Source organism: Blautia stercoris (assembly GCF_054657695.1).
Window position 1 is genome coordinate 443263 of the sequence record NZ_BAAHYF010000001.1, and the last position, 24773, is coordinate 468035.

23 protein-coding genes are annotated in these 24773 nt (G+C 42.4%); all 23 read right to left on the minus strand.

The window, feature by feature from the left end; genetic code table 11:
* Positions 1-302: 302 nt before the first annotated feature.
* Positions 303-863, minus strand: a complete 561-nt coding sequence (locus ACYQ2D_RS02210; RefSeq protein WP_006426967.1) for a hypothetical protein — start codon at positions 861-863, stop codon at positions 303-305.
* Positions 864-943: 80 nt separating this feature from the next.
* On the minus strand, positions 944-3205 hold the full coding sequence (locus tag ACYQ2D_RS02215) for a glycoside hydrolase domain-containing protein (protein ID WP_007884642.1): 2262 nt from the start codon (positions 3203-3205) through the stop codon (positions 944-946).
* Between the two features lie 170 nt (positions 3206-3375).
* Positions 3376-5067 carry a lysozyme family protein gene (locus ACYQ2D_RS02220; RefSeq protein WP_006426969.1) on the minus strand — a complete coding sequence of 564 codons (1692 nt, stop codon included), beginning with the start codon at positions 5065-5067 and terminating at the stop codon, positions 3376-3378.
* Between the two features lie 29 nt (positions 5068-5096).
* Positions 5097-5447: a hypothetical protein gene (locus ACYQ2D_RS02225; RefSeq protein WP_006426970.1), complete on the minus strand. Its 351-nt coding sequence runs from the start codon at positions 5445-5447 to the stop codon at positions 5097-5099.
* Entirely contained in the window at positions 5447-7777 is a 2331-nt protein-coding gene (locus ACYQ2D_RS02230) for a VirB4-like conjugal transfer ATPase, CD1110 family (RefSeq protein ID WP_199669452.1), read from the minus strand. Before ACYQ2D_RS02230 ends, ACYQ2D_RS02225 begins: the two co-directional genes overlap by 1 nt.
* Complete coding sequence (locus tag ACYQ2D_RS02235) at positions 7770-8210, minus strand: PrgI family protein (protein WP_023923453.1); 441 nt, start codon at positions 8208-8210, stop codon at positions 7770-7772. Before ACYQ2D_RS02235 ends, ACYQ2D_RS02230 begins: the two co-directional genes overlap by 8 nt.
* Before the next feature lie 3 nt (positions 8211-8213).
* Positions 8214-8645 carry a DUF4313 domain-containing protein gene (locus ACYQ2D_RS02240; RefSeq protein WP_055215240.1) on the minus strand — a complete coding sequence of 144 codons (432 nt, stop codon included), beginning with the start codon at positions 8643-8645 and terminating at the stop codon, positions 8214-8216.
* Between the two features lie 5 nt (positions 8646-8650).
* The gene (locus ACYQ2D_RS02245) at positions 8651-9493 is read right to left on the minus strand and encodes a VirB6/TrbL-like conjugal transfer protein, CD1112 family (RefSeq protein WP_171027960.1); all 843 of its coding nucleotides are present in this window, start codon (positions 9491-9493) and stop codon (positions 8651-8653) included.
* 87 nt (positions 9494-9580) lie between these two features.
* Positions 9581-9898 carry a hypothetical protein gene (locus tag ACYQ2D_RS02250; protein ID WP_006426976.1) on the minus strand — a complete coding sequence of 106 codons (318 nt, stop codon included), beginning with the start codon at positions 9896-9898 and terminating at the stop codon, positions 9581-9583.
* An 87-nt stretch (positions 9899-9985) separates the two neighbouring features.
* On the minus strand, positions 9986-11710 hold the full coding sequence (locus ACYQ2D_RS02255) for a VirD4-like conjugal transfer protein, CD1115 family (RefSeq protein ID WP_179976722.1): 1725 nt from the start codon (positions 11708-11710) through the stop codon (positions 9986-9988).
* A gap of 23 nt (positions 11711-11733) precedes the next feature.
* A complete protein-coding gene (locus ACYQ2D_RS02260) occupies positions 11734-11988 on the minus strand; it encodes a DUF4314 domain-containing protein (protein WP_227084817.1) in 255 nt (84 codons plus the stop codon).
* Between the two features lie 40 nt (positions 11989-12028).
* Positions 12029-12340, minus strand: a complete 312-nt coding sequence (locus ACYQ2D_RS02265; RefSeq protein WP_004614509.1) for a hypothetical protein — start codon at positions 12338-12340, stop codon at positions 12029-12031.
* A gap of 83 nt (positions 12341-12423) precedes the next feature.
* Positions 12424-13410, minus strand: coding sequence for an ArdC family protein (locus tag ACYQ2D_RS02270; RefSeq protein ID WP_171027959.1), 987 nt, complete (start codon positions 13408-13410; stop codon positions 12424-12426).
* A gap of 5 nt (positions 13411-13415) precedes the next feature.
* On the minus strand, positions 13416-14222 hold the full coding sequence (locus tag ACYQ2D_RS02275; protein WP_004614511.1) for a PcfB family protein: 807 nt from the start codon (positions 14220-14222) through the stop codon (positions 13416-13418).
* 2 nt (positions 14223-14224) lie between these two features.
* Positions 14225-15508: a relaxase/mobilization nuclease domain-containing protein gene (locus tag ACYQ2D_RS02280; protein WP_110102386.1), complete on the minus strand. Its 1284-nt coding sequence runs from the start codon at positions 15506-15508 to the stop codon at positions 14225-14227.
* A 6-nt stretch (positions 15509-15514) separates the two neighbouring features.
* Positions 15515-15823: a plasmid mobilization protein gene (locus ACYQ2D_RS02285; RefSeq protein ID WP_015513332.1), complete on the minus strand. Its 309-nt coding sequence runs from the start codon at positions 15821-15823 to the stop codon at positions 15515-15517.
* Positions 15802-15978, minus strand: a complete 177-nt coding sequence (locus ACYQ2D_RS02290; RefSeq protein WP_015513331.1) for a DUF3789 domain-containing protein — start codon at positions 15976-15978, stop codon at positions 15802-15804. The genes ACYQ2D_RS02285 and ACYQ2D_RS02290 overlap by 22 nt, the downstream gene beginning before the upstream one ends.
* 138 nt (positions 15979-16116) lie before the next feature.
* The gene (locus ACYQ2D_RS02295) at positions 16117-16440 is read right to left on the minus strand and encodes a DUF7768 domain-containing protein (RefSeq protein WP_015513330.1); all 324 of its coding nucleotides are present in this window, start codon (positions 16438-16440) and stop codon (positions 16117-16119) included.
* Between the two features lie 81 nt (positions 16441-16521).
* Positions 16522-17325 (minus strand): DNA-methyltransferase, encoded by an 804-nt coding sequence (locus ACYQ2D_RS02300; protein WP_226793175.1) that lies wholly within the window; start codon positions 17323-17325, stop codon positions 16522-16524.
* Between the two features lie 20 nt (positions 17326-17345).
* On the minus strand, positions 17346-18092 hold the full coding sequence (locus ACYQ2D_RS02305) for a hypothetical protein (RefSeq protein WP_007884619.1): 747 nt from the start codon (positions 18090-18092) through the stop codon (positions 17346-17348).
* A 6-nt stretch (positions 18093-18098) separates the two neighbouring features.
* Complete coding sequence (locus ACYQ2D_RS02310) at positions 18099-19076, minus strand: DUF3991 and TOPRIM domain-containing protein (RefSeq protein ID WP_006426986.1); 978 nt, start codon at positions 19074-19076, stop codon at positions 18099-18101.
* Complete coding sequence (metK, locus tag ACYQ2D_RS02315) at positions 19076-20236, minus strand: methionine adenosyltransferase (RefSeq protein ID WP_167528845.1); 1161 nt, start codon at positions 20234-20236, stop codon at positions 19076-19078. The genes ACYQ2D_RS02310 and metK overlap by 1 nt, the downstream gene beginning before the upstream one ends.
* Before the next feature lie 88 nt (positions 20237-20324).
* Complete coding sequence (locus ACYQ2D_RS02320; RefSeq protein ID WP_459784515.1) at positions 20325-24701, minus strand: SpaA isopeptide-forming pilin-related protein; 4377 nt, start codon at positions 24699-24701, stop codon at positions 20325-20327.
* Positions 24702-24773 lie beyond the last annotated feature (72 nt).

Consider the following 24773-nt stretch of genomic DNA (forward strand, 5'->3'; position numbering starts at 1 on the left):
ATGCAACAGCACCACTTCCTTTGCTGTCTTATTTTGTCCTCTATATAATAAACACTTGAACAAGAAAAAACTGTCGCCATTTTATAATTTATTTATATTTTTTATGTTTTATTTATATTTTATCCAAATATTACAGCGATAACTAATAATGTCACCCCCTGCATTATTCTTTTTATTTTTAGCGTCATTTGATAAAACATCAACGTTTTTGATGGCAAAAAGGGAACCTGCAAAACCAGATTCCCTTTAAAATACATGCTCTTCTCTAAAAGGATGATAAATCCACCATCCTCTGCTTATTTTTAAAAACTTTTTCCTTTTTTACAATACTTATAAATATTAAATGGTTTTTCTTTTTTTTCAAATAAAATCCCTGTTGTTTTAATAATTTTTATAAGTTCATCCGACTCCATATCTGTCGTTTTAAATATAAATATTTTCTTTTCATTTGTTATGAAAAAAAAGAAGTTTTTATATAAGAACATTCTATCAATATTTTTAAATTCATAAATTTGATCTTCATCTATTTTAATTGCGTTTTCATCGATATCCACCGTTTCATATCCTGATCTACCCCAGACAAATTCATGAACATTTTTTTCAAAATTTTTACCAATCATTTGATACCAAATAATCCAAGCCACACAAGCCACACAAGTTCCAATCCCTATTCCAAACATCAAATAACTTTCCGACAGATAACAATTAATCGACAGTAAAAATTCTACAGGTGTAAAAATATAGATAATCATTCTACTTTTCTGTCTTGTTTTAAATAATTGATTAGGAATTATAAACCCAAGCGAAAGCATTCTTTCTAATTCTTCCCTATCCTCATCTGACACAATTGATTTAATATGCATTCTTCTTAATCCTCCTTTTGCCAGAGGTCCTCTTTATAAAATCGAACCTCTGGCCATTGTCTCTTTTATTCTTTTACAATTTACAGCGCTTGAATCAACAAACCAAAAACAGTACCTGCTCCAGCTGAAAATAAAGCAATAATTGACGGAATTGCATTTACAACTAATGCACCCGCAAGAACTAATATTACGGCTCCTGCCAGTATATTACTATGCTCTTTTGTGAATTCTACAACATTAAATTCAAGACCACTATTAGAATTTAATGTCATTGTAAAAATCAAAGCAACCGATATTGTCCACTCTTTTTCCTCTTCTGGCAGCAAATCTGATGTACTAAATACAATGGAAAACTCTACACTATTGGCAAAAACATTATTTATTTCAAAAGCAATATTACCAGATTTAACCGATAAAGCAATTTTTTCTATCGTATTTCCAAAGTTATCTGCTCCCTCTATACCTGTATCTGATAAATTTGATGAAATCTCCATAATTTGATTTTTGCAAGTTTGTGTCAATTCTCCATCATTTCCTATATCCACTTTTATATTATAAATTTTACCAGTTGAACTTTCAAGCGATGTGGATATTTTAGTAGAAATATCAATTGCTCCTTGAGGACTCATCATTGTTCCCAGTGAAATTTCCTTATCATACTCCACACCCACATCCATAATTTTATTCAGATAACCAAGCGGCTCCATTACATTATAGACATATTGATTTCGTGCTATTTTTACCTTTGCCCGAAGATTTTCTTGCGCTATTTCCTCATCTGTTTTTGTCGATACGGCATCGAACTTTTTAAATCCAGTATCTCTCCCTGAATATGCATCTTTATCCAGTGGGAACGAAGGTGATGAAGAAAATGAGTTCAACTCACAAAATTGATCAAATGCCCAGTTCTTCGGCATCGAATATCCCAAATTACAGCTAAATCCAGTTGACATATCTGCCACAAATGATTTACTTGCCAATCCTGCTTCATAAACTTTAGTACATACATATCTTGGTGCATAAATGCCGACTTTATAATTTTTATCATTTGTCGAACTGAAAAAGATCATGTGAATCTGTTCAAAATAAGGTATAATAAATGTATCAATCTGATATGAATAACAATCAAAATCCACTGCAAAGTATATAGTCGTTCCACTTGGTATACCGATTCTCTCGGCTGCTAAAATTGCTGTCTGTGCATCAACACTTCCCTGGGACGGATCCTTAAAATAGTTTAATTCATATCCTCCATCCTGATATATCGGGAATACCGATAATCCTGCATTTTCAATGTTTTTCACTTCTGTTGATGTCAAATATTTCGGTGTATGTTCTTTTCCAACAGAACCTGTCAGATAACGTCCTACATGAGTATACCCTGCATTTTTTATATCTAATGCCTGTTGTTTATTTAATACTGTTGCACAGTCACACGCTTTTGCTGCCCTGTTTGTATCGCCTTTACTCGTAAGCAATGATTTCATAGTAGAAACATTTACTTTTCCTTTTGTTACAAGTCCAATTCCTGTCAGACCATAAAACTCCTGAAATTCTGACACCTTTGACTCTGTAGTCGAATCAAACACGCCATCGAATCTTCCCGGATTATATCCGTTAAAATATAGTCCGTATTGAGCAATCTTATTAAATGGAACATATTTCGTCGAGTTCTGTCCGTTCTGTAATGTACCCGGAAACGCATTTGTTGTTGCATCGCCAAAATTAACTGAATTCAAATCTGTAATTAATTCAGTTGTAACTCCTTCAGCCGCCTGCAATGCACCAACTAAAGACAAAATTGTCTGTCTTGAGGCAATTCCATCACAAGGTCCAACACCAATAACATCTGACCAGTCACTATTTAATTGCTGTTGAATAAGAACAATATTGGAATCCCCACCAGAAACCTTTGTAAACCAGTTTAGGGATAACAATCCAGACCAAACTTTCCAATCAATTTTGCCCGTAACTTCCAGTCCTGCATTTTCCTGCATCTTTTTAACTGCATTTACTCCTGATGTATAATAAATTCCAGTAATTCCTCCAGCAGCATATCCTTTGCAAAACAGAGCACACTGAATCAAGCATACATTAACCTGCGGAGTATCATTCGGATCCATTTTTGTAATAATGGCTAACTTCTTCATGGTATTAATAGTAAGTGGTCCAACCGTTCCTGTAATCGTTGAGATTCCATTCTGAATCTGAAATGCACGAATGATTCCCTGCATCACGGCTGTTCCGGTCTTTCCATCTTCATCCAGTTTTACCCAATCCTTATGTCCACCAAACATCGCATTTAAATATTTTTGTGCTGCTTTTACATTCTGATCACTCATATTCACTACCTCCTAATTCAAGTCAATTATAAAGATTTCTAACTCTTTATATGTCTATCACTAAAAGTTACAATAACAATTTATCAATCAACTGTGCCTATTTTGTGACTATTTTCCAAAGAATTCATTAACTCCCTTATAAAATCCTTAACAAATTATGAAAGAAACCATCAATTTATCACCCCATATCCCATTATAGAACTGTAATCTACTGCATAATTTCTCTGCCGTACCTGATCACTGGAATTTCCCTCAATCGTGTAAACTCTTCCACCTTCACACTTTTCTACTATTCCTACATGATCCGATGTTCCATCATGATCCCAGTCAAAAAAGATGATCATTCCAGCTGTCGGAGTTGTTCCGCCACTCTGCCACTTATTCTTTCCCTGAAACCAGGACACTCCATCACTGCACAATGAGAATTTAGGAACATTCCCACTTGCAATCAGACCGCTCTGATCCGCACACCAGCTTACAAAACAGGCACACCATTCTACCCGACTGTCAAATCCGTACCAGCTCCAGAACTTCTGACCGCCACTGTTTCCAAGCTGCCCCATTGCAACCGACACAATCTGCTGATTACCAAACAAACCAGCAAACAGGCTGCCACCGGAATAATACCGCATCACATGGGGAACGTATTGGGGATCTCCGTAACTGCTCCATCCATGCGAAGCTGCCTGTTCCTGTGAAAACTGCAATGCATTGGCTTCTGTATAACCGCCTCTTTGCAATGCCCATCCTATGTAGCCATTTCCATAGTTATATCCCTGCCATGCAAGTTTCAGCTTGTCCAGATCCTGTGGACTGCTGCATCCTGCCTGTCTGATACAGTCTGCAAAGGTCTGTACTCCAACCTCTATCGAATAATCCGGATCAGTAATAGAACCAGGAGTGTGTGGGAATCTTGTATTATATGGACTTTCCGAACACTGCATCGGGTCTGTTCCCCTGCCTCCAGATTCCTGCATCATGATGGCCTGTATCGCAGACACATATTCCGGAATGCCGTATTGGGATGCATACTGCTGTATCACAGAAGTATACGCAAGCACTTCTTCACTTAGGGATTCGGAGCTTTCCGAATTACTGCTGAAAGCTGCTCCTGCAATGATTCCCACAATCAGAATAAATACCAGAAGAAATGCACTACCTCCGGCAGCAATCCATTTTCCCATTTTTTCAAGAGCTACTACCCCTTTTTGAATCGCTGCTGTAATTCCCTGTACGGATAACTTTGAACCCTTTCCAGTTACCTGAAGGACTGCTTTTCCACTTTCTGCCGATGCCTGTGCTGACTTTCTTGCCATCTGGGCTGCTCTTGCTTTCTGCATCGCCTGAAGACTTTTTTCCATCTGCTGTTTCTGCATGGATGCCTGTGTCTTTATTTTTTCTTGAGACAGACCGGATACTTTTACCACTCTCGGTGCTGCTTTCACCTGCCGTTTACCATTCTCCTTGGCAAGTGCTGCCTGCTCCGGTTTCAACTTGATTAATTTCTTTCCGCTTTCTGCCCCCTGCTCCATTGCTTCTTCGGCAGCTTTCGCTTCTTCCTGTCTGCTTTTTCTTTCCTTTATCTTCCTGTAGGTCACTCCAGCAAGTTTTTTTCCACCTTGATATGTGGTTTTCCCTATACTTTTTCCTGCCACACTCGCCGCTCTGTACTGTACGGATTCTATTTTTTCAGTTCCATACTGTGTTGGGGATTCTGACTGCCCACTGCTTTTTTCATGTAGTTCCCTTGGCTTTTCTTTTGCTTCCAGAACCGCTGAGCGAACCAGTTCTTTCGGAAGTCGGGCAGCCGGATTTCGAATCTTCGGATTCTTATCCCTTACCCGTTCCTTGATATCTTTCATCCGGTCACCCTCTTTCCGTATCTCTTATCTCATCGGGCAACATCCCGATGTTTCTTTTTTTCCTGCTGTTTCTGCAACTGCTCCACCTGTCTGATTGCCTCATTTACCAGTGGATGTTCGTTGTAATATGGCACAAGTTCCAAGTCTCCCCTGTCTTTTGATGACAACGGTAATGGATATTCCATGTCTGAATAAATTGATTCTGGATCATGAATAGAAAACTCAATAGCCGGACACATATTGGCAGATGTTCTACAATATTTCTGGTACTTTTTATATGCCTCTTCCAGCGTTCTGCATTTTGTATATTCTCCTAAATCATGGAACTCACCGCACTCTGCAGCATAAAAAGTTATCGTTACTTCTTCTTTTTTCTTCATTATGATTCTCCCGGTTTTGTTGTCATTAGTTTATAAAGGTCTGTATTCTTTGGGAACGTATTCTCAAATGGTACGATATTCCCAGAGCAACGGATTAGGCCACTGCCAACCGATACATTTGTAATATAGGACAGTTGGTTTTCGGAAATATTCAAAAGAGCTGCCAATTCTTCCCTGTCTGTACTTGCCTGATTCAAAAGAATCAAAAACTCACTGTTTGCCAACATCAGTCTTGCAGTGTCCGATTTCAGAAGTTCCTCAACATTTTGGGTTAAACCTGTCACGAATCCATTGTATTTTCTGATTCTCTTGTACAGTCGGTAGAAGAAATTTGCACTGTATTCATAGCGGAATAACAGATAGAACTCATCGGCAAATATCCATGTCGTTTTTCCTTCTTTCCAGTTCTGAATTACCCTGTTGAAAATACTGTCTAAGGTAACCAGCATTCCCAGTGGCATAAGCTGTTCCCCCAGTTCCCGGATATCATAATCCATGATCCTGTTCTTCTTATTCACATTGGTCGGCTGTGCAAAGGTGTTCAGGCTTCCATTGATAAAAAGTTCGGATGACAGTGCAAGTCCCCTTGCCTCTTCTTCCGGCTGTAACATCAACTGTCGGTACATATCTTTCAATGTCGGAACTTCTCCGGTATAACCACTTCGGATATAATCCCGGTACACATCTGCAGCACAGCGGTCCAGAATCGACTTTTCTTTTGCCGACAGATTTCCTGCTCCAACCAACTGCTCGAACACAGACAGGATAAACTCCGATTTTTCAATCAGTGGATTCTTTTCATTGCCGTAGGCTGCGTCCATATCCATTGCATTCAGATGATTGTCTGATGTCGCAGATACTTTTACAACCTGTCCGCCCAGAGCCTCTACTAATTTTGTAAATTCGGACTCCGGATCAAGAATCAGGATATCGTCATCGGTACTCAATGCCAGATGCACAATCTCTTCTTTTGCCGAAAAGCTCTTTCCTGATCCACTGACGCCCAACCGGAAACTGTTTCCATTCATCAGTTTCTTCCGGTCGGCTACCAGAAGGTTCTTGCTGACTGCATTCTGCCCATAATAGATACCTCCCGGCTGCAGGATTTCCTGTGTATGGAACGGGATTAAAACAGCCGTTGATTCCGTTGTCAATGTACGCAGGGCATTGATCTTTCGCAGTCCGTAAGGAAGCACTGTATTGAGTCCGTCCACTTGCTGCCACTTTAATGTTGCCATCTGACACAGATGCTTTCTTGCGATTGACAGAATCAGTTCCGTATCGGAATCCAGTTGCTTTTTGCTGTCTGCCAGATGTACCATTGTCAAAATCCCGAACATCATACGCTGGTCTCTGGTTGTCAGATCATCGAGCATTTCCTTGGTTTCTTTTCTCTGAAGTTCCATATCGTATGGTACGATTGCCGAGAAGTTATTATTAGCGTTCTGCCTTCTCTGCCAGTTGGTCACGTTAGTTTCCACACCAAGCAGTCGGTTCTGGATTTCCCTTACCGCTTCATCCGTAGGGACTGGCAGGATGTCAATCGACAACATCAGATTCCGGCTAAAGTCACACAATTCTGAAATCATGTCATCTTTGACATAACTTGCATAATCCTGCATATACAGGACTCTTCCGTATCTGTCACCGATTTTAAAATGGTCACGTTCAAATTCCATAGAATCCGGACACATCCAGTCCTTGAAACTTGTTCCCTTCTTGGCAAATTGTTTCAGATCAAACGGAAATGCCTGTGGGACATCTCCCTTGAAGAAATCCCTGAAAATCTGGAGCCGGCTCTCTGCGTCCAGTCCTTCTGCTGTGGACGATAACTTTGCCAGATGTGTTACGATGTCTGTTCCGATACGTGCAAAATAGGTTCTTGCATCATCAATCGATCTTTTATGTACACTGACGGTCAGATACCGTTCCTGATAGATGCTGTTGTTTGTTCCTGTAATCTTAGACAGGAGCATTTCGTTGTATTCTTCCCGATAGTGGTCCAGTCCATCTTCCTTCATTGGAAGCAGAATAGACTTTTCGAATTCTTCTTTATTGATTCTCCGATTATTGATGGTAATTTGGGCAGAAATGCCGGAATCCAGTGAATTTAAGAGTTCAGAATAATCCAGAAACATTTCTGTCTTATTGTCCTTACTCGCAATATAATAGTTGATATCTGTAAAACGATATGTTTTTGAGAATTTCGTTCCCTGTTGAAAAATTCCATCCGGCCAGATTCGCTGGATGGGAATTGCCTGTTGGACGGATTTCGGAACTTTGAAGCGTTCCTTATCCATCCGAAGTGCCTGACTTAAGGTTTTAATCAAAGGCATCACTCCTTCCCTTGCGTTTCTTTCTCTGTTTTGCTTCTGCTTTTTGCTCCCGCTCTTTTATGATTTCCGCTCCATCCTTTTGATTCTTTTCTCCCAGCGAGATGGTCTCCTGCATGCAGGAGTAGTAGATATCTTCCGACTGAAACACCAGTTTCTTCGGATACAGCAATTCGGATTTGATCACTGCCCATAAAAACTGTTCGGCTGTCATACCATGATATTTGAAAAAGCCACAGGCAGCAAATGGAGCAGCACCAAGCACACACAGCCATCCGGTTATTTCCTGTCCGGTAATATCACGCATTCCAAAGTAAATTCCGATTGCTGTAAGAATCGCAAGAACAGAACACACACATTGTCTCAGGTCCAGTCCCATAAACATGGATTCTTGATAGTCCCTGATTTCTTTGTTCATCTTTACTTCCATAAATTATCGTTCCTCTCCCCTGTTTTGTTTCTTCGTTTTCTGTGGTTTTTCTTTCGGTACTTCTATCCCGGCAAATCTACAGTGTTCCGCAACGCCTTCCGGATCAAATTCCGCAAGTCTTGCAAGGTCAAACGCTACCTTCTGATAGGTTGCATATCCTGATCTTCCTGTTTCATTCAACACTTTTCCAAGTTTATGTTCCTTGATAAAATGAAGCATATCCTTGGTAAAATCTCCTGTTATAAAAGCCTCATTTGGCTCTAAGAACTGATAGGGCAGATTAATGGTTACATCTCCAAAATCTTCCCAGTCTCTCCCTTCCTTATGGCAGAGTCCTACATATAAATTCCCATTGTTCCGATAAGAGCTCACTCGTATCGCTACTGTCTCACGTCCGAATTCCCAGTTATATCTTAATGTTTTCTTTGTATCCATATTTTTTAACCTCCAAGTCCCATCATTTCTCTGACAATACGGTCAGATGCCTTAATTGCTCCAACAAGTACCAATAAATTGAATACCAGTTCTCCTACATAGTTCCACACGATTGTAACTGCACTCAGCTCCGTATCTCCCACTGCCGGAGGACTTGCCGCATAAGCAGAAAAGATAATACACGCCAGTGCAATAATTGCCCCTTCCAGACACACGCCTATATAAGAACGGATAAAGTTCTTTCCAATAGACTGCGTGGGTTCTCCTGCAAACGAGGAAATCGGAATCGGGGCGATTGCCGTATACATATAGATTTTGAACATTCTGCCATACACTGTCAGGATCATCACAAATGACAATACGGTGATCAGCAGACTGCCAAGCAGTGTGACAATCCACAATGGAATGGATTCCAGCATTCCCACACTCTCGATCTTATCTACAATCTCCGTTGGCAGTTCCGTCACGCTTCCTGCCATACTGGAGCCACTCATTACGGTTGTCACGATTCCTTGCACAATGGAAAACAGTGCCTGCATAAGTTCCATTCCATACGTGATTGCTCCCTGAGCAAGTGCAAACCGGATAAATGCTTTTAGCACATGTTCCGGCTTTTTCAGATCTGTAAAACTGCCACACGTTTTAATGATTCCGGCTGCAAAAAACAACACCAGTAATCCATAGGCAATAGCTGTCAGTGCATCATTGATATTGGTCATAATCCGCCAGATGCCGCCGCCTTTAAAAGTTGCCGGATTTTCAGTAAGCAGTGTCCACAGTTCTGCCATCTTTTCACTCCATGTAGACAACGCAGAGTTCAGATTCTGTACAATCCAGTTATCGCTCAAAAACTTTCACCTCCCTGAACATACTTTTGAATGCAGGAGTACCTTCCGGCACTCCTGCTGTTTCCTGATATACTTTTTCAAAGAGGCTTACGCCATAATCAGATCCAGGATTTCTTTGGCGAACGTAATAATTACTCCTCCGGCCAGTGTCAGAAATCCATTTGCCCTCTGGCTTGGATCATGGCTTTTTAAAGACAGACCAACCTGCACAACACCAAATCCAAGCAAAATCAAACCGATTGCACGAATCAGGGAAAAAATAAAAGTAGACAGGTTATTGATAACGGACAACGGATCACCGGCTGCGAATGCGGTCGTTGCTCCAACCGTTACGGTCAGTACCAGTGCCATGTAAAGGCTCATCCACTTTTTCTGTTTTCTCCCCATCGGCATCGGGGTTGTCATTTTTTCAGTTGTATTCTTTTTTGTTCTATTCTTTTCTCCTGTGAGAAATTTCTTCAATACACATCACTCCAATCCATCAAAAAACTGCTATTCACCAAGGATGTCTTCGGTAGACAGCAGTTCGTAGTCGTCTAATCTGTTAATGTCAATCTTTAGGTCGTCGTGAGCCAGTGGTGTTTTCGCATAATCATAAGGCGATGCACCACCGTCCTCTGTGTATCTGAAATTCACATGCTTTTTTAAATCATATTTATCGTCCATGATCGGACGCTCCCCACGAATAAACAAAATCGCTTTGCGGTTATCTAAAAGCCGTATTTCATCCGGTGTTAAAAGTTCCCTTCCAGTCTGCTGATAATTCACCGAATAGCTGCCGCTACGCCCTTTTGTCTGTCCGTAGGTATTGGTATCCAATGTTTCTTTTCCCAATAATTCCGAGACATACTTATGTCCTTCTTTTTCATTTCCACCCAGATATAAAAATTCATCGCAGTTGCCGATCAGACTCTCATACGAGTCTTTAAATAAGGCTTTCATCTGTGCGATATTCTGGATGATGATACTGCAGGAAATCCCTCTGGAACGCATGGTTGCCAGAATCTTGTCAAAATCATCCGGCAAGGCTACGTTTGGCCATTCATCCATAATGCAGTGTACCGGAATTGGAAGCCTTCCTCCGTACTTCCGGTCTGCCACATAATACAGTGTCTGAAACAGATTACTGTAAATCATGCCGACCAGATAATTCATGCTGGTGTCGGCATCCGGAATACAGCAAAACAGTGCTACTTTTTTCTCCCCGATACTGTATAAGTCCAGTTCGTCTGTACAGGTCAGATTTGCAATCTGTTTCAGGTTAAAAGCTGCCAGACGGACACCAACCGAGATCAAAATAGACTTTGCAGTCTTTCCGGCTGCCTGCTTATAAATGGCATACTGCTTGACCGCAATACTCTCCGGGTCCCGCATTTCCAGTCTTTCAAACAAAATGTCCAATGGGGACTGGTAATCCTCATCATCTTCTTTGACCTGAGCGCTTCCAAGCATTTCCATGATCATCGGAAAGTTCTGTTCTTCCGGTGGAGCCTCATGCAGCAAATACAGCATAAGTGCCTGTAAAAGTGCAGTCTCGGACTTCTCCCAGAACGGGTCTGAACTCTGCGCTCCCTTCGGTGTTGTGTTGCGGATCAGGTTATTGATCAGCTTCAGTACATCCTTATCATCCCAGACATACGCAAACGGATTATAACACCAGGAAGTCTCCGGATTGATCAAATCAAAAACCCGGACTTCATATCCATTCCGTTCCAGAACACCTCCGGTTTTACGCAAAAGTTCTGCCTTGGGATCAGTAATCACCATCGAACAGTTGCACTGCATGATGTTTGGGATTGCATACGTCCGGCTCTTTCCAGCTCCTGAACCTCCGACTACCAGCACATTTAGGTTTCGTTTGTGCTTATAGCCGTCCAGTCCCATACGGAAATGCTGTGTTAAAAGCAGATTTTGCGTGTATCGTTTTTCGCAGTAACGTCTGCAGATTTCGGACACGTTGCCCCATTTTGCGGAACCATGTTCCACACCTCTTCTATAATTTCTTTTTTGGGATTCATAAATACCAATGCCTAAGAAATAGGCTGCTGTGAATATCAGAATACATTTGAACGTATACGGTGTATACGTGATAAAAAACGGCTGTTCGAGTTTTTCGCTCAGCGTTTCTAAGATTTGAATAAAATTCTTATCCGGTGCAATGGCACAAGCGGTAATCGCTGCCGCCCACCAGACAAATGGCAGAAAGACAAGACACAGAACCAAGTCCTGCTTTTTTTTACTTATCTCTGCAAGTCAGATTCTCTTTTCTTGCGTGGCTTTTCTTCTGGATGTTCCTGTCCTTCTTTCTTATGAAAGGAATCCACTCCCGGTATCAGTGAGAGACTTCTGCCGTTGTCCCAACTGATGCCGAGCTGACCTGCATCATCCACATACTGCACAGTTCCTTCCAGTCCCTGCGGCATACCCGCTTCTCCGTCCATCGAATCCAGACAGATTCTTGTTCCTGCCGGATATTGTTCTCTAAGTCGTGCCACTTTTTCTCTTGAATAAATGACCAATCAACCACTCCTTTCTCTACCAGAACATGTGTCTGGTGGTATTCGGTTTTGCAACCTGAATAATGATTTTATCTATTCCATCACTATATCTTCCGGCTGCAAGATATTTACTTCTAAGCCTGTTCAGTGCCTTACGGATCTGCCTTTGTTCCCCGGCTGTAATCTGCAGCCGTTTCTGGGCGAGGTCGTATTCACTTACTTTTTTCAGAAGAGCTTTCGTTTCTTCCAAACATTCATCCTGCTCACTCTGTGCCTGCAGCTCATCATTCAGTGCCACCACGAACATATTTTTCATAATGTTATCCATCTTCAAATAGTATTTTGTCATCTGGCTGACCTCCTTTTTTTATTACACCAACCATATCACAAGACCTCCGTAATAGCTACTCCAACCGTCCAACTTTTTCACTTTTATCGTTCCGGCTGGCTCTTTGCTTTTTTCTCTTTTCCGGATACTTGTTCAGATGGTTTTTCATCCTTGGTTTCCGGTATTTTTACAGGGTCTCCGATTGCGAACTCATCGGTTATATACTCCTGTTCCTTTGCACCAAAATTGCGTTCGATATGGTTTCGTATACTGTAGGAAGCCTGACGGACATCATTTAAAAAGTCTCTCAGTTCCTGCGGATCTTTCTTTCCACATTCATTTCTCTGTGCAATATACTCCAGATTGAATCCGGTAACATCCACACCATAACGTTTTGCAATCACATAGGCCGCACAATATGCCTGTGCGCTGACTTTCTGTCGGCTGTAGGTTCCGGTATGCTGGTCCAGTGCTGCACATGCCAGTTCTCTGTTCAGTGCATGGAATGTCGTTACTTCACTCATTCCGTTGCGGATATAAATGGTACGGTATCTCGGATTGTACTGGGCCTGCACTTTGTCTGGCAGATTATCCTCAATCTGTACACGCACCGACTGGTCTTTTAAGACAACTCCTACCAGTTCTGTCAGACTTCGCTGTGGGCGTTCTTCTAATGGCTTTCCTGACATCTGACTGATGTCAAATCCTTTTCCGATCGTATATCCTCTCCGCATTTCTCCGTCTTTTTCGTATTCAGTGGAAATCATATAAGTAATGCCATGCTCCCCTGCTTTTACTGAACGGTGTTCTTCTCTCCAGCGTTCATAAGACCTTACCACCTTAAAATCCGGATGCTGTCCGTAGATCAAAAGCAGATTCGGAGTTCTCTGTGTATTACACTCTGCCATAAAATCCAGAAAGCCTTTCAGTTTTTCTCCATCCTGAAAAACTCCCTGTGCCTGTGAATCTACTTCAGCCCATACCTCTTCTCTTTCCTGCTGCTTCTTGGCTGCATATTCTTCCTTGGTCAATTTCTGTTCAGGAATCTGCTGTTCTTCCGTTCCACCTGAAATCATGTCTGTTAAATCCATATACATTACCTGCCTTTCGTTTTCATATTCTTACGTTTCTTCCTGCTCTCTCTGGCATTTTTCCGTCTGTCCGGCCTCTTACGTTTCTCTTCCTGTTCCTTACGGATATCTCCGAGTTCTTTCCGCACAGATGGTTTTTCATTCTTTTCTTCCCAGCTAGTTTCCCGACCGGAAGAAATATTTTTGTTGCGCGAGAAAGGTTCGGACGGATTCTTTGCTTTCCCCTCCTGCGCATGTGTAAAATTTCCTTCCGGGAAAGCCTCATCCCCGATCTGGAACATTTCTTCCGCATCATCCAGTTCAAATTCTATCTTGCCTTCCGGCAGGACAACAGTCTCTGTCCGTACATTCTCCCCGGTTTCTTTTTCCATCTGGTTCTCTGCCTTTTCCGGTGCATTCTCTTTTTCCACTGCTTCTGTAACCATAGAGCCTGATTCTGCTTTTACAAAATCCAGATTCATCCGGTCTAATACCCGGTTCATCTTTGCTGCATCATCTGCAAATACCATGACCTCTGTCTGATCCGGATTCACCTTATCTTTGATGACAACATATAAGATACCTCTCGCTTTGGCTTCTTTCGCAAATTCTTTTAAGCGGTCACCCGGAACGGTAAAAAATTTCATCGGGCGCTGTTCCTTTAACATTCTGGTAAGCCTTGTTTTCCCTCTTGTCTTTTTCTGATCTTTCAGGGCGGCCGCAATAAAGATTGCCACATGCTTTGCCACATTTCCGGTAATCTTCAAAGAGTATTCCATTCCTTCCAGACTGTACCGCACCACCTGATCTGCCGGTTCTGCTCCGTAATTCATACTTATCTCACCTCCTGACTCTCTTTTTCTTTGTGTTCCACACGTTTCTCATTCTGGTTTTGTTCTTCTGCCTTTCGAAGTCTTTCTTCGATTTCCAATGAATGCTTTTCAATCCGGACGGTCATACGGACTTCTTTTCCGAGATTTTTTAATTCCTCATTGATTTCAGACAGCCGTGCTTTTCCACTGTCTTCACTGTCATTCCGATAGAGCTTTCTGCGTTCCTTCATCAGTTCTGAAATCTGCTTTTGTAACGGCTCACGGTATGTGGCAAGCTGTTCTCTGGTCGTAATGTCATGCTTCATTAAAAACTCAATCTGTTCAATCCTCTGATCCAGTTTCCGGATATCCTCTCTGACAGCGTATGGACTCCTTTTCGGTCTTTTTGGCAGTACCCCCATTTGATATAAATAGGAATAATACAGTGCCTGAATCCCGGTCAGTTTCTTTTTGGGATGAATCTGTACTGCCTTTTGATAGACTCGTTTCACCTTGGGCTGTAGTATCTGCCCACGTATTTCCTCTTCAGAATAATTTTTTCCAAGGGAACGCAGACGAATATACCGCTCCATTCCCGGAGCTTTTAAAGAAATGTATTTCCTGTTCAGTTTCCATGTATAACCCCGCTTTTCCATCTCTTTTAGGAATTGTGACCAGGAGTAGCTTTCCTGTACCGATTCCCTGATATCCAAACGGATCGCCGTTCTCCATGTCGGCTTTCCTTCCTGTTCTGCTTTCCACTGTACATAAGGGATTGATTTTTTCTGATTGGATTCAATGATAGACAGACCATATTTTCTGCACAGCTCATCGGAGATCTTCCGGATCTCCGTATAATAACTCTTTGCATTGCTGTGGTACTTACGCCCGTCTGCCATGCTCACAGAGTTCCAGACAATGTGGTTATGATAATGTCTGGTATTCAGATGCGTTGTGATAACGACTTCATACTGTCCCTTTAAGAGCCGGTCTGCCAGTTCCTGTCCGATGAGATGTGCCAGTTCCGGTGTCACCTCACCTTCTGCAAAACTCTGTACCAGATGGTATCCTTCCACACCGCCCATCTTATGGAATCTCTTTTTTGTTGCCACCATATCTGCATACGCATTTTCATTGGTACATCCGATGGTATCTTCGAAGACCGCCTGTTCCGTCTTTGTCCGGTTCATGGCATAATCAATGGCAGCCTCCAAAGAGTCTGCTTTCTGTGTGGTTTTTTCTTTGTCTTTCACATATTCGATGGAACGGTCCAGGCGGTGGACGGGGATAACACTTGTATAAGCCATCGGTCATTACCACTCTTCCTTTACCAGATGCCATGTCTCTTTGGTAAGCCGCAGCATTTCCTGAATACTCTGCTCGCTTGCCATACCAGAAGCATTGGCAACATGTGCAAGCTGATTGGCATTGTTGCATAAGCCTGCAATCTTTCGGAGCAATTCGGGATGATGCTCACAGGGTTTTGCATGAACCTGCGCTCCTAAAATCAACGAACGCATAAACTCTTCCCGGCTCAGACCGCTTCTTTCGACCTGCTCATTCAGTTCCCTGACTTCCCTTGCATTAAGCCGTACCGGGATCACATGGTTTCGTTTTCGCATTGCATCACCGTCCCTTCTTTTTTCTCTTCCTCTTTCATCATACCGCCAAGATCCTCATCGGATTTTTTCGCTGCAACCATGCAACAGGTCACTATCACTCCTATAAATCCTCCGCTCATCAATGCGATTACAATCATTACTCCATTTCTTAACATGACTTGATCCTTCCTTTCCATTTCCGTCTGTGTCCGGGGGATTGGGGTTCTCCCCAAAGTGCGTTTGGATATCCAAACGCTATGCTTGCAAAACGAGTACCGCCAGTTTCTGTAGCACCGGATTGACTCGATTCTGATTTATTTTGATTCTTTTATCTGTACCAGTCCATCAAGTGTCGTACAAATGATATGGAGTCTGTCTGCCATACTGATTTCGGTATTCATTGTTCCTGTCACTTCTTTCCCACATACGACTACCATCCGGCATCTCCGTAAAAGGATATGGGACATTCTTCCATATCCCTGCATATCTTCTGCATCAGACTCTTCCAAGAATGGTGAGAATACAAATCTCGGACAGATTGGTACATACCCAAGTTCATAGATTTTTCTGCAATATTTCTGCACTTTTACCCGGCTTTCTTCTGCTGAACAGCACACATAAGCCAGCGCCTGTTCCATACGCTCCATCTCCTTCCTGCATCCAGTTGGATGCCACTCATTTTCTCTATAAAAAACAAGATGTCCAATTGGACATCCCGGCTACTTTTCATCCTCTTTCTGCTCTGCTTCTAATGCAATTTTCACTCTGTCACTTCCCAGTTTGTAGTAGGCATCTGTTACCTCAATTCCCACTGCACGATAACCTGTCATAACCGCTGCAAGGACAGTTGTTCCTGCTCCGACAAACGGGTCCAGGATCAGCCCTCTCGGTTCACAAATCTGGATAACATCTTTCATAAGCTGCAACGGTTTCTCTGTCACATGAATCCGGTTCTGCGGATTGCCATATCGGAAGACGCCCGGCAGACAAGATACCGGACGGTTGATCGGCATCGGTCCGTTACTGCCCCACACAATATATTCAGCCTGCTGGCGGAAACGGCCTTTCTGTGGACGGGAGTTTCCCTTATCCCACACCGCTGTTCCTCGCCAGATCCATCCTGCCCACTGCAATGCATCGGTAATCGATGGATACTGACGCCAGTCAATGAACAGACAGATCGGAGCACCTTTCTTGCAGGCTTTCCGCACATCATAGAGCCATTCAGCCATCCAGTGCGTCCAAGATCTCTGGTCTTTGTTATCCCCATCGAAATCCGGAAGTGCATTGGCAGCACTCATACTGCTGTATTTCTGATTTGTAGTACGATTTCTTTCATTCTGTTTTGTTCCACCGGATGCATACGGCGGATCGGTAATAACTGCATCAAAGATTCCCGGCTGGAATGCTTTGACCAGTTTTAATGTATCTCCATGTAATATTTTCCAGTTTTCCCCTTCAGTATATTCCTCCGGGTATGTTCCCTCTTTCATAAGTTCTTCCAAACTCAGGCCATTTGTCATAGGCATCATCCTTTCTTTTCTCAGCGTTCCGGCTGATTTTTCTTCTTTGTCTTTTTATTTTCTTTGGGCGGCGGACTCAACTCAGTTTCTACATATTCGCTGATAATCAAAAGTGCTTTGTAATAGTCCCCACTTTCCAATACCCTTTTACGCATTTCTTTTGCTTCTGCTGTCTGTTTATTCTTTTTCAAAAGAGTTGAGGCATCGCCCATAATGGAAAAAATATTCCCATCATGTCCAAGGAGCTGTAACTTGGGACGTTGTTTCTCAGGCTTTGTCGGAATCTGCTCTGTTTTCTTTTCATACATTTTCGGCTGTTCCATATTAGGATGCCAAAAATGCACATTCATCGTTCCACCATCTACCTTGATATCCCTCTGTTCAAATCCTTCACCCCACCCGTCACTGTACTGCCCTGTAATGTATTCGGTGAATTCCTGTAGTTCTTCCTGACTTAAAAATTCATTTAATTCCAGTTTGGTACAGCCGTACAGGATTCCGTCTTTGTTTTCTATCGTAACAACTGCACTTTGTATCTTTTCCTGAATGGACTCACTTCCGTCAAAATACTGCATGAGATCATCTTCCCCATAGCGTTCCAGTTCTTCTCGGATGACTTCTTCATAATCGGCAAGTTCTGTTCCATCTAATGGCATTCCATATTCATCACTCTCCGACCACTCTTCTTCCCATTCGGATTCTTCTGAATAAAGATTTCCAGTCAGCTCCGTCAACAGATGTACGTGCATCGTTCCTTTTTCTTCCATTCTCTATCACCTTCTTTCTAATGGTCTGTCCCTGCATTTATTTGTCTGCTTTTTTTCTTTCGCAAGGTCTGCATAATCTGCCCCTTCTTTTTCCGGCAGATTGCAAATAATCTGATACGTTCCCTCGTAATGTTTTTTCATCTGTTCTTTCGCCCATCTCCCGGCAAAGTCATTATCGGTGCAGATTTCAATTTCTTTGATTTCCGGATGGTTCTTCAGAAACTCTTCCAGTGCATCCGGCAGCTTTTTAAAACGTTCACTCTGTATCTGTGTGTTTTCTTTCGGAGCAGCGATTCCTCCAAGGGAAAGACGATATTTATCCCTCTTTCCTTCTTCCAGTGTCATGTGGGCCAGTGCATCAATACACGCTTCATATACGACAACTCGTTTTGTTTCTCTTTCAGGTGGAATACAAAAGCTGTACTTTTTTTCACTCCCGGTCTGCTCCATCTTGAATCCTTTCCCGTTTTTTTCATAGATTCCTCGCAGGAATGCATATCTTGCTTTTCCGGATTCATCTTTTCCAACAAAAACAGCGTTATGGTACGGGACACTTTCATAAAGGATTTCATGCGAAATGCAATACGTGATCACTTCATCGCTGATTCCTCTGTGGTTTAAATAAGCCCTGATTCGTCTGCAATTACAATATCTCTCCGGCAGCTTAAAGGGTGGTTTTTCCTTTTTCGCAGACTGTGTCGGAATAAAAGACGGACTCTCTTCGCACAACAGTTTTACGGCATCTGTAAATTTCATTCCATCTACTTCAATCAGGAACCGCAGTGCGGACACGCCACCGATATCTCTGGATTTCCAATGCCATTTGCTGGACAGTTCATTGATTTTAAAACTGTCATGGTCCGTCAACTGCCATTCATTTCTGGTTCTTGTCTTTTGCAACCGCTGTGCCTGATGCGTCCGCAAATACTCATACGCAGTCATATTTTTTGCTGCCTGAATCTCTTCTTCCGTTACCCAGGGCATTACAGAATTGCATCCTGAAGATCCAGTACCTTATCCGTCCGCTCCCAAGGAAACTCCTTTCTTCCAAAATGACCAAAAACTGCCGTCTGCCGGAAAATCGGACGGTTCAGTCGAAGGGATTCCATGATCTGAACAGGTGTCACTCCAAACACCAGTGGGATTGCTGCCGCCAGACAATCATCCGCACACACTTTCCCTGTATCAAAGGTATCCACCTCAATCATAACCGGCTCTGCTACTCCGATTGCATAAGCCAGAGACACCTGACACTTGCTTGCAAACTCAGCAGCTACTATATTTTTTGCGATATACCTTGCCATATAAGCTGCCGAACGGTCTACTTTCGAACAGTCCTTTCCTGAAAATGCACCGCCGCCATGCGGAACCATACTTCCATAAGTATCCACCATCAGCTTTCTTCCGGTCAGTCCGGTATCTGCATCAAACCCTCCACACACAAATTTTCCTGACGGATTGATCAGAATCTTCGTATCCTCATCCGGCGGCAGTAATCTGAGTGCTGAGCGAAGCACTTTCTCTCTGATTTCGGCATCTAACTTCTTCAGGCTCTTTTCTGCACCATGCTGGCAGGAAACAACAACACTTTCCAGTCTCACTGGCTTTCCATCTTCATATTCTACGGTTACCTGTGCTTTTCCATCCGAAAAGATATCTTTGATATATCCGCTTCTTCTGCAAGCCGAAAGTTCACGTGTGATCCGGTGTGCCAGAACAGTCGGCATTGGCATAAGCTGCGGAGTATCATCACACGCATATCCGACCATAACACCCTGATCTCCAGCTCCCCTGCTTCTATCTCTTAATTTTGCGCCGATATTATCCCGAAATTCTTTCGACACACTCACTGCTTTCGCAATATCTGGACTCTGCTGGTGTACAAACGTATCCATTTCTATCCCATCTGTACAATATCCACACTCTTCTAAAACTTTTCGGATCACATCAAACACTGGTGGTTCATATCCGCTGGTGATTTCTCCTGCTACAAACACATTTCCTCTTGTAGCAAGGACTTCACACGCCACTCTCGAAGATGGATCGTAACGCAGACATTCATCTAAGATTGCATCTGCTATCTGATCGCATACTTTGTCTGGGTGTCCTTCTGTTACTGATTCTGCTGTATAAAAACGTCTCATCATTCTTCTCCTTATATACAGACAGGGCAGAAGCTGCTTTATGCACATCTCCTGCCCTGTCAGATTGGTTTATCCTGTAATTCTTATTTTATTTTTCTTCTGTTTCTTTTTTGTTGTCTGTCATTTTTGACTTCTTTCTGCGGTATACAGTCACTCCTGTAGCTGTTCCAGCAGATGCCAGTGCAAGCAGAACAAACGCCCATATTTTCTGGTTATCACCTGTTTTTGGTGCATTTGTTTTTTCTGTTGTTTTCTCCGGTGTTCTGGCATCTTTCATTTCTACTTTCTGGACTTCCATTGTATCTTTCAATGTAAATGTGACATCTTCCGCAATCTCGTAACCATCCGGTGCTGTGATCTCACGCAGAGTAAGTTCTTCATTGACTGGGAGTTTTTCAACGGAATGTGGTTTTCCATCTGTAATCCACTCTTCCAGAACAGTTCCGTCTTTGCGGATAATCTGAAGCTTTGCCCCTTCCAGTTCTTTTCCGGTTGTAAGGTCTGTTTTTGAAATTTCCACTTTGGAATATTCATCTTTCATCTCAACCTTTGTCACACTGCCATCTTCTTTGACTTCAAACGTCACATCGCTGGCAGACACATAGCCTTCTTCATAAGGAGCCAGTTCCTCATGTAAGGTATAACTTCCTTCCGGCAGTCCATAAATGACATGTTCTTCCTTCGTACTGATCCACTCTTCCACAACAGTTCCGTCTTTATCAATGACCTGCAGTTTTGCTCCTTCCAGCTCATTTCCTGTTGTTGCATCTGTTTTTGTAATGCGTGTTTCTGTCGGCTGATTCTTAACTTCTTTGTTCAGTTCAATCTTTGCAAGATTCTGATTTTCGTAAGTTGCATCTACATTCCATACTTCCTCATTTGGAAGATATCCGGCTTTTCTGACTTCCTCTTTGACATAGTATTTTCCATGTGGAAGATCACTGTCGAAAGTAAGTGTTCCCTTTGCATCCGTTGCTTTCTTTTCCAGCAGGGCATCTTTCTCTACGAGAACCTCTCCCTGATTAGAAAGAATATCTTCCGCAGCATACAGTCCAAAAATAACACCTTCCAGCTTTTCGCCTGTGACAGAATCTTTCTTTTCTACTGATACAGAAACTTTCTGTCTTTCATTTTTATAGGTAACGCCTTCATAAACGACTGCCTGTGTATCATCCTCTGCTGTCAGGGTAAATTCTTTCTGTTCTGTATTCAGGACAAAATTCTCTCCTGCTACAACTTCTTTCAGATAATACGTTCCCAGTGGCAGATTGTTGATAACTGCTGTTCCATTTTCATCTGTAGTCAGTTTGGCTACCAGGTCATCTTTCTCATATCGGACAACTGGATTTCCTGCTTCGTCCTTTGCTCCGTCCGGTGAATAGATGGTATCTTTGGCATATATTTCGAATTCAGCGCCTTCTACTCCGGTTTCTTCATATTTAAAGCCTTTATAAATACCTGTTTCTTCTTTTCCAGATACGGCATTTCTTACTTTTGAAACCAGTGCTTTTACTTTTGCCAGAACAGAATCTCCGGTTACTTCGGTAAGCTGTTCTCCCTTTTTCGTCAGGAGCAGGCTTCCTACCTGTTCATCGTTTTTCTGTTCTACCTCTACAATCGCAGCTCCTGTATCTGGATCAATCTGATGTGCAGTGTTTGAGGATACTGTAATTACAATACCACTCTGTGGATTTTCTTTATATGTTCCTTTTGTAGTCTGTTCTAATGGTGAAATAATCGTTGTTCCATCATACAGGGACTCCTCGCTTCCCTGTCTTACAAATCCTTCCGGTGCTTTCACTTCTTCGATTCGGTAGGTAGAGCACTTCAGTTCCTGCGGTGTGATCAGATATCCTTCCTCGTTTGTTTCGAATACACTGATCTTTTCTTTCTTCGGATACTGAACAACCTGTTCCACATATTTCTTATTTGTCACATCGTAAATCTTATAAGAAGCACCAGCCTTTAAAACAGTATTTCCAGTCTGTGCATCCTTCTTTACAATTTTCAGCAAAAATTCAAACGGGCGGTCATCAAATACTCTCCACTGCATTGGCTCTCTGCTGTCATTTTCCACATTTACAACAAATGGATCAATGGTTTTCAAATTCTCAGGGGTAGTACTTTCCACTACAACATAACTTCCATACGGCAGTTCCGGGCTGACTGCATATCCTTTTGTATCAGTGATCAGTTCTGGTACTGGTACGGCTGTTCCATTCTCGTAAGTAACTGCAACCTGCTCTTTGCTGAAGTCATAATTTTTGAAATCGCTTGCTGTATAGCTTTCTCCATTGGCTGGCTTCAGTTTTCCATTTTTTACCTGTGTCAGGTCGCTGATCAGATATACCTTAAATCCTGCTCCTGCAACCAGGTCTGTTTCTGTCTGCTCTCCATCTTCACTGATTTTGATTAACTGGAATGCCTGTTTCTTTACCTGCTCTTTTACCGTAAGGTCTCTTGTCACTTCGGCAACATCCTGACCTTCATAAGTTACTGATACCTCGTATTTGGTAGTATCCAGTGTATATCCTTCCGGTGGAGTGATCTCTTTTACATACATTTCTCCAAGGTATAATTCTGAAAATTCCAGTGTTCCGTCATCTCCGATGACTCCCTGTGCAATCAGGCTGTCCTGTTTATACAGAACCCCTGTTGTGCCATCCGGATGCACGATGTCCTCTTTTGCATACAGACCATACACAGCACCACGAAGAACACTGTCCCCCTGCGCTTTAAATGCAAGTGTTTCTTTATCGATCTTTGCGATTTTCACCTTTCCGGTGACTCTCTCATCTGTTGCTGTTACAGTCATTGTCTTTCCGGCAGTAACAGCCACTTTATATACTTCTGTATTCAGTTTGTATCCTGTCGGAGCAGTGATCTCTTTCACGTACACTGTTTTCAGTGCAGAATCAAAATAATCGCTGACTGCTTTTCCGTCTGTTCCGGTTGCTGACATTGTCATCAGCAGATTTTCACACTTCTTATCAGTATAAATACCATAAACTGCTCCTGACAGTGGATTCTGTGTATTGACATCTTTCTTCATAAGTTCAATGCGTGTCATATTCAGCCACTGTACACTGAAGCTTACCGGCGCTGCTGTTTCGCTTTCAAATACACCGATATCCTGCTTGGAATCTCCGGTTGTCAACACCAGTGTTCTCCATGTCTTTCCGACAGAACCATATAAGTTGCCGGAAGCATAACTGCCTGTCAGTAATAAATCTGCGGACAGATAGAATGTATCTCCACCATAAATCTGGATTTTTCCATTTGTAACACTTGTTCCTTTGGAAAGATTATGTGCTGTCACATTTTCTGGTACACTCAGTGTCACATAGTTTCTGTGATCTCCAGACAGTGTGATATTTGGTGTTTTCTGGATGTTTCCATCCCGTACTGCATTCAGCTTTGTGCTTGAAAGGCTCAGTTCACCTTTTGGCGGTTCTTCCTGTCCAAACAGATAATTGATATATGCGATAACCCCTGCATTTACAAGGTCATTATAATTACACCCTGTAAATCCGGCTTCTCCTGCATAAGCATAGCTGGCTGCAATGTGTGTATACACATACTTTTCATCTTCCGTTTTTCCAGACAGATAACTTCCTGTCAGATCTCCTGCCCCGCCATAACCATAATAAAGGACTTTCTGCAGATTTTTATTGCTGTCCAGTACCTGTGCTACATAACTTCCACTCGGTGGGGATGCTTTCTGGGACTGAAGGCAGTATGCAATTTTTCCATTGACTGTAAACAGGCAAGTAAGATAATTTCCAATATAACTTGGATAATAAATAGTTCTCCCCTTTGTCAATGTAACTGTGGAACCGCTGCTTGTAGCTCTTTCAGCCGCAGACAATACCATCACATTTCCCTCTTCGATGTCCTCTTTCAGTTCTTTGATTGCCTGTGCAGATGCATCTTCTTCGGATGTTTCAATTTCTACATCTGTGTAGTTCTGCACAGGCGAATCCGAATCATCTTCAGATTCTGTATCTGACTTCTGTTTCTCTCCACCATTTTCTTCGGAATGTGCCTGTCCTTCGGTATCCGTCAGAGTCACTTTACGGGTGATGGTATAGCTGTCACTCTTATCTTTTGGAACGACCATATAAGTGGCAATATATGTTCCTGCTTTGTCTGAATGATACTCTCCACCATTCTCATCTTTGATACTTACAAGCGTAACATCTTCTTTTTCTGCATCATAATGGATTCCTTCCATACTGGTTTCCACTGCAAATGTATCATCTGAAACTGCTTTTGTGATATCATCTGCTGTAACTGATGTATCTTTCTGGCTTGTTACCGCCTGTTCAGATGCCTGTACTTCCGTCTGCTGTTCCGAGCCTGTCTGTTCGGCCGCAAACGCATTCGCACTGCTCAAGGTACTGATGCCCATCAGGACAGCCAGTCCAAAAGCAGCAATTCTGGTCTTTAATTTTCTAACCTTCATGTGCTTTTCCTTCCTATTATAAATAGATTTTTTCAGTAAAATACCGCAGAAGATGTTTCCTCTGCGGTACGT

Excerpts from the sequence above, each read along its gene's own strand:
- ACYQ2D_RS02240 (WP_055215240.1), bottom strand. The coding sequence starts at position 8,645 with ATGGATACAAAGAAAACATTAAGATATAACTGGGAATTCGGACGTGAG.
- ACYQ2D_RS02270 (WP_171027959.1), bottom strand. The coding sequence starts at position 13,410 with ATGGATTTAACAGACATGATTTCAGGTGGAACGGAAGAACAGCAGATT.
- ACYQ2D_RS02275 (WP_004614511.1), bottom strand. The coding sequence starts at position 14,222 with ATGAATTACGGAGCAGAACCGGCAGATCAGGTGGTGCGGTACAGTCTG.
- metK (WP_167528845.1), bottom strand. The coding sequence starts at position 20,236 with ATGAGACGTTTTTATACAGCAGAATCAGTAACAGAAGGACACCCAGAC.
- ACYQ2D_RS02235 (WP_023923453.1), bottom strand. The coding sequence starts at position 8,210 with ATGGAAGTAAAGATGAACAAAGAAATCAGGGACTATCAAGAATCCATG.
- ACYQ2D_RS02320 (WP_459784515.1), bottom strand. The coding sequence starts at position 24,701 with ATGAAGGTTAGAAAATTAAAGACCAGAATTGCTGCTTTTGGACTGGCT.
- ACYQ2D_RS02285 (WP_015513332.1), bottom strand. The coding sequence starts at position 15,823 with ATGCGAAAACGAAACCATGTGATCCCGGTACGGCTTAATGCAAGGGAA.
- ACYQ2D_RS02300 (WP_226793175.1), bottom strand. The coding sequence starts at position 17,325 with ATGACAAATGGCCTGAGTTTGGAAGAACTTATGAAAGAGGGAACATAC.
- ACYQ2D_RS02225 (WP_006426970.1), bottom strand. The coding sequence starts at position 5,447 with ATGAAGAAAAAAGAAGAAGTAACGATAACTTTTTATGCTGCAGAGTGC.
- ACYQ2D_RS02250 (WP_006426976.1), bottom strand. The coding sequence starts at position 9,898 with ATGACAACCCCGATGCCGATGGGGAGAAAACAGAAAAAGTGGATGAGC.
- ACYQ2D_RS02310 (WP_006426986.1), bottom strand. The coding sequence starts at position 19,076 with ATGCCCTGGGTAACGGAAGAAGAGATTCAGGCAGCAAAAAATATGACT.
- ACYQ2D_RS02290 (WP_015513331.1), bottom strand. The coding sequence starts at position 15,978 with ATGTTAAGAAATGGAGTAATGATTGTAATCGCATTGATGAGCGGAGGA.
- ACYQ2D_RS02215 (WP_007884642.1), bottom strand. The coding sequence starts at position 3,205 with ATGAGTGATCAGAATGTAAAAGCAGCACAAAAATATTTAAATGCGATG.
- ACYQ2D_RS02280 (WP_110102386.1), bottom strand. The coding sequence starts at position 15,508 with ATGGCTTATACAAGTGTTATCCCCGTCCACCGCCTGGACCGTTCCATC.
- ACYQ2D_RS02265 (WP_004614509.1), bottom strand. The coding sequence starts at position 12,340 with ATGACAAAATACTATTTGAAGATGGATAACATTATGAAAAATATGTTC.
- ACYQ2D_RS02295 (WP_015513330.1), bottom strand. The coding sequence starts at position 16,440 with ATGGAACAGGCGCTGGCTTATGTGTGCTGTTCAGCAGAAGAAAGCCGG.
- ACYQ2D_RS02210 (WP_006426967.1), bottom strand. The coding sequence starts at position 863 with ATGCATATTAAATCAATTGTGTCAGATGAGGATAGGGAAGAATTAGAA.
- ACYQ2D_RS02305 (WP_007884619.1), bottom strand. The coding sequence starts at position 18,092 with ATGGAAGAAAAAGGAACGATGCACGTACATCTGTTGACGGAGCTGACT.
- ACYQ2D_RS02220 (WP_006426969.1), bottom strand. The coding sequence starts at position 5,067 with ATGAAAGATATCAAGGAACGGGTAAGGGATAAGAATCCGAAGATTCGA.